This is a genomic window from Streptomyces sp. WELS2 (assembly GCF_013870595.1).
GTDB lineage: Bacteria > Actinomycetota > Actinomycetes > Streptomycetales > Streptomycetaceae > Streptomyces.
On sequence record NZ_JACBWZ010000526.1, the window covers coordinates 1 to 4,510 of the forward strand.

The 4,510-nt window shown below is 71.6% G+C and carries 3 protein-coding genes; all 3 read right to left on the reverse strand.

Annotated features, from left to right (window positions below; genetic code table 11):
• Positions 1 to 1,460 (reverse strand): APC family permease (locus H5J33_RS24795; protein ID WP_258565378.1); only part of this gene is annotated, 1,460 nt, incomplete at its 3' end.
• 425 nt (positions 1,461 to 1,885) lie between these two features.
• The gene (gene mmsA, locus H5J33_RS24800) at positions 1,886 to 3,388 is read right to left on the reverse strand and encodes a CoA-acylating methylmalonate-semialdehyde dehydrogenase (RefSeq protein WP_181797094.1); all 1,503 of its coding nucleotides are present in this window, start codon (positions 3,386 to 3,388) and stop codon (positions 1,886 to 1,888) included.
• A gap of 16 nt (positions 3,389 to 3,404) precedes the next feature.
• A partial coding sequence (locus tag H5J33_RS24805; protein WP_258565379.1) for a thiamine pyrophosphate-dependent enzyme occupies positions 3,405 to 4,510 on the reverse strand: 1,106 nt, incomplete at its 5' end.

Consider the following 4,510-nt stretch of genomic DNA (forward strand, 5'->3'; position numbering starts at 1 on the left):
ACCGGCGCGGGGGCCGGGGTGACCGGGCCGGCCTGTGCCGGGATGGTCACCGGGGTGTCCGCCGGGTCGGTGACCTGCGCGTCCTCGGGGATGGACACCAGCCAGCGGGTGTCGCGGCGGGGTCGCAGGTACAGGGCCCAGTACAGGGTGGCGACGGCGGTGATGCCGCCGGTCCACAGCAGGTAGCTCGTCTCCTGCTGGGTCAGGATGTAGGCCAGGACGGCGATGAGCAGGACCGGCACCGCGGGCCACAGCGGCATCCGCCAGGCGGGCGTGTGCTTGTGGGAGCCGCGGCGGGCGAGCAGTGCGGCGACCGCGACCAGCAGGTACATGCCGGTCACCGAGACGCCGGTGACGCCGTAGAGGGTGTCGAGGTTGACGAAGCAGAGCACCGCGCCGGGGACGCCGACGGCGAGGGTGGCCACCCAGGGGGAGCCGAACCGGCCGAGCCGGGAGAAGACCGTGTTGACCGGGCCGGGCCAGGCCTTGTCGCGGGCGGAGGCGAACAGCACCCGGGAGTTCTGGATGACCATGACGATGCCCGCGTTGATGATGGCGAGGGCCACGCAGAGGCTGACGAAGGTGCCGACCGCGGAGTTGGACCAGGCGGTGACCATGGAGCTGATGTCGCCGCCGGTGAGCTCGGAGAGGTCGGAGGCGCCGAGGGTGATGGCGGTGACCGGCACCAGGATGACCACGGTGGAGATGGCGAGGGTGGCGAGGACCGTGCGGGCGACGTTGCGGCGCGGGTTCTCCAGTTCCTCGGAGAGGTAGACGGCGGTGGAGAAGCCCTGGGTGATGAACAGGGCGATGGCGAGGCCGGAGACCACCAGCATGGCCGTCACGGTGTCCGTGTGGCCGTGTTCGCCGGCAACCTGCATCGAGACCAGGCTGCCCGCCCCGCGGTGGCTGTGCGAGAAGCCGAGCAGGGCGACGACACCGGCGGCGATGACCTCCAGGACCAGGAAGATGCCGGTGATCCAGGCGTTGGCGCGCAGGTCGAGCAGGCCGGCGAGGGTGGCGAGCAGCATCACGCCGGCGCCGGTCATGGACGGGTCGAGGTGGACGATCGGGGCGAGGTAGTCCGCCGTGCCCATCGCGATCACCGGCGGCACGATCATGACGACCAGCAGGGAGAGCACGAACACGAGCCAGCCCGCGAGCCGCCCGGCCATCGTGGACACCATGGCGTACTCGCCGCCCGCGCTCGGGATGAGCGTGCCCAGCTCCGAGTAGCAGAACGCCACGGCGATGCAGAGGAGGGAGCCGATGGCGATGGTGAGGGCGGTGGCGGTGCCGAGGGAGCCGAACAGGTCGGGTACCACGACGAAGAGCGTGGAGGCGGGCGTGACGCAGGACAGCGTCAGCAGCGTGCCGCCCACGACACCGATGGAGCGCTTCAGCCCGGGGGCGGGGGCTGTCCCGGCGTCGGCCACGGTCTTCTGGTGGGTGTCGGTCATGGGCGGTTCCGATCGGCTGGTGCGAGTGCGGGGTGGGCTCGGGAGCGCTATCGCCTCCGGCGGTTCGTCGAATGTTCGGTCTCGTCCGCTCCCGGCGCTGCATAGAACCCCGACGAAAACCCCCACGTCAATGCCCGTTTACCTTCGGAATCCGCAGCTCCGCTTATCTCTGGGCGGCATCGCTTTCCCAGGCCCTTACGCCCTACAGGTGCATCCATCAAGCCCAAACCCGTTGTGACCTGGCTTTCAAAGGCATCACCGCGACAACCCCTTCGTCACCCGTTTCGTCCGCACTGCACGGGAACCGCAGCGAACGTTTCAAAAAAATGTCAGGCGTCCGCTATCCGGACAGGCCGGGCGGAGGGTGCGGCGGACACACCGGTGCCCCGCCCCGCGCCGCGCGCGGGACGGGGCACCCGTCCGGCTCAGTGGTTGCGCGGGAAGCCCAGGTCCACGCCCGCCGGGGCGTCGGCCGGGTCGGGCCAGCGCGTGGTGACGACCTTGCCGCGGGTGTAGAAGTGCGTGCCGTCGTTGCCGTAGATGTGGTGGTCGCCGAAGAGCGAGTCCTTCCAGCCGCCGAAGGAGTGGTAGCCCACCGGCACCGGGATCGGCACGTTCACGCCGACCATGCCCGCCTCGACCTCCAGCTGGAAGCGCCGGGCCGCGCCGCCGTCCCGGGTGAAGATCGCGGTGCCGTTGCCGAACGGCGAGGCGTTGATGAGCGCCACGCCCTCCTCGTAGGTGCCGGCGCGCAGCACGCACAGCACCGGGCCGAAGATCTCGTCCTGGTACGCCTTGGCGGTGGTCGGCACCCGGTCCAGCAGCGAGATGCCGATCCAGTGGCCGTCCTCGAAGCCCTCGACCGTGTACCCGGTGCCGTCGAGCACGACCTCGCAGCCCTCGGCGGCGGCGCCCGCGACGTAGGAGGCGACCTTGTCCCGGTGCGCCTTGGTGATCAGCGGGCCCATCTCGGACGCCGGGTCGTTGCCGGGGCCGATCTTGATCTTCTCGGCGCGCTCGCGGATCTTCTCCACCAGCGTGTCGCCGATGGAGCCGACCGCCACGACCGCCGAGATGGCCATGCAGCGCTCGCCGGCCGAGCCGTAGGCCGCGCTCACCGCCGCGTCGGCCGCCGCGTCCAGGTCGGCGTCCGGCAGCACCAGCATGTGGTTCTTGGCGCCGCCGAGGGCCTGCACCCGCTTGCCGTGCGCGGAGGCGGTGGCGTGGATGTGCCGGGCGATCGGGGTGGAGCCGACGAAGGAGACGGCCTTGACGTCCGGGTGCTCCAGGAGGCGGTCGACGGCCACCTTGTCGCCGTGGACGACGTTGAAGACACCGTCGGGCAGCCCTGCCTCGGACAGCAGCTCGGCGATCCGCACGGACGCGGACGGGTCCTTCTCGCTGGGCTTGAGCACGAAGGTGTTGCCGCAGGCGATGGCGATCGGGAACATCCACATCGGGACCATCGCCGGGAAGTTGAACGGCGTGATGCCCGCGACGACGCCGAGCGGCTGGCGGATCGCGGCCACGTCGACCCGGCTGGCGACCTGCGTGGACAGCTCGCCCTTGAGCTGGACGTTGATCCCGCAGGCCAGGTCCACGATCTCCAGGCCGCGCGCGACCTCGCCGAGCGCGTCGGAGTGCACCTTGCCGTGCTCGGCGGTGATCAGCTCGGCGATCTCGTCGCGGTGGGCGTCCAGCAGCGCCCGGAACCGGAACAGGATGGAGGTGCGCTGGGCCAGCGAGGACTGCCCCCAGGAGGCGAAGGCGTCCTTGGCCGAGGCGACCGCCGCGTCCACCTCCTCCGCCGACGCGAACGCGACCTTCGTCGTCACCGCGCCGGTCGCCGGATCGGTGACCGGTCCGTACGCACCCGACGCGCCTTCGACGGTCTTGCCGCCGATCCAGTGGTTGACGATCTTCGTCATGTCCGGGGACTCCTTCTCACAGATGGCGGCGTCGGGTGGAGACGTGCCGTTCGTACAGCTCGCGTGCCTTGACCGCGGACGGGCGGGCCGCGGTCGCGGCCACGGGAACATCCCACCAGGCCTGGGCGGGCGGCGCGCCCGACACAGTGTCGGACGTTTCGGTCTCCACGTAGACACATGTGGGGACGTCGGCGGCGCGCGCCTCGCCGAGCGCCGCCCGCAGCTCCCCCACGGTCCCCGCGCGCAGCACCCGCATGCCGAGGCTGGCCGCGTTGGCCGCGAGGTCCACGGGCAGCGGGGCGCCGGTGTAGGTGCCGTCCCCGGCCGGGTAGCGGTAGGCGGTGCCGAACCGCTCGGCGCCCACCGCCTCGGACAGCCCGCCGATGGAGGCGTAGCCGTGGTTCTGCAGCAGGACGAGCTTGACCGCCACGCCTTCCTGCACGGCCGTGACGATCTCCGCCGGCAGCATCAGGTACGTGCCGTCGCCGACCAGCGCCCACACGTTCCGCTCCGGCGCGGCGAGCTTCACCCCGAGCGCGGCCGGGATCTCGTAGCCCATGCAGGAGTAGCCGTACTCCAGGTGGTACTGGTCCGCCGACCGGGCCCGCCAGAGTCTGTGCAGGTCGCCGGGGAGCGAGCCGGCCGCGCCGACGATGATGTCCGACTCGTCCACCAGTGCGTCCAGCGCCCCGAGGACCTGCGGCTGGGTCGGGCGGGCTGCGGGGTCCGGGGCCGCGAAGCAGGCGTCGACGGTCCGCTCCCAGCGGTCCTTGGCCCCGGTGTACTCGGCGACGTACTCCTCGGGCACCCGGTGGCCGTGCATCCCGAGCGCCTCGGTCAGTTCGCCCAGCGCGCTGCGGGCGTCCGCGACCAGCGGGAGCCCGGCGAGCTTGTGGCCGTCGTAGGGGGCGATGTTGAGGTTGAGGAAGCGGACGGCCGGGTTCTCGAAGAGGGTGCCGGAGGCGGTGGTGAAGTCGGTGTAGCGGGTGCCGACGCCGATCACCAGGTCCGCGGTGCGGGCCAGGTCGTCGGCGGTGGCGGTGCCGGTGTGCCCGATCCCGCCGACGTCCTGCGGATGGTCGTGGCGCAGCGAGCCCTTGCCGGCCTGGGTGGAGGCGACCG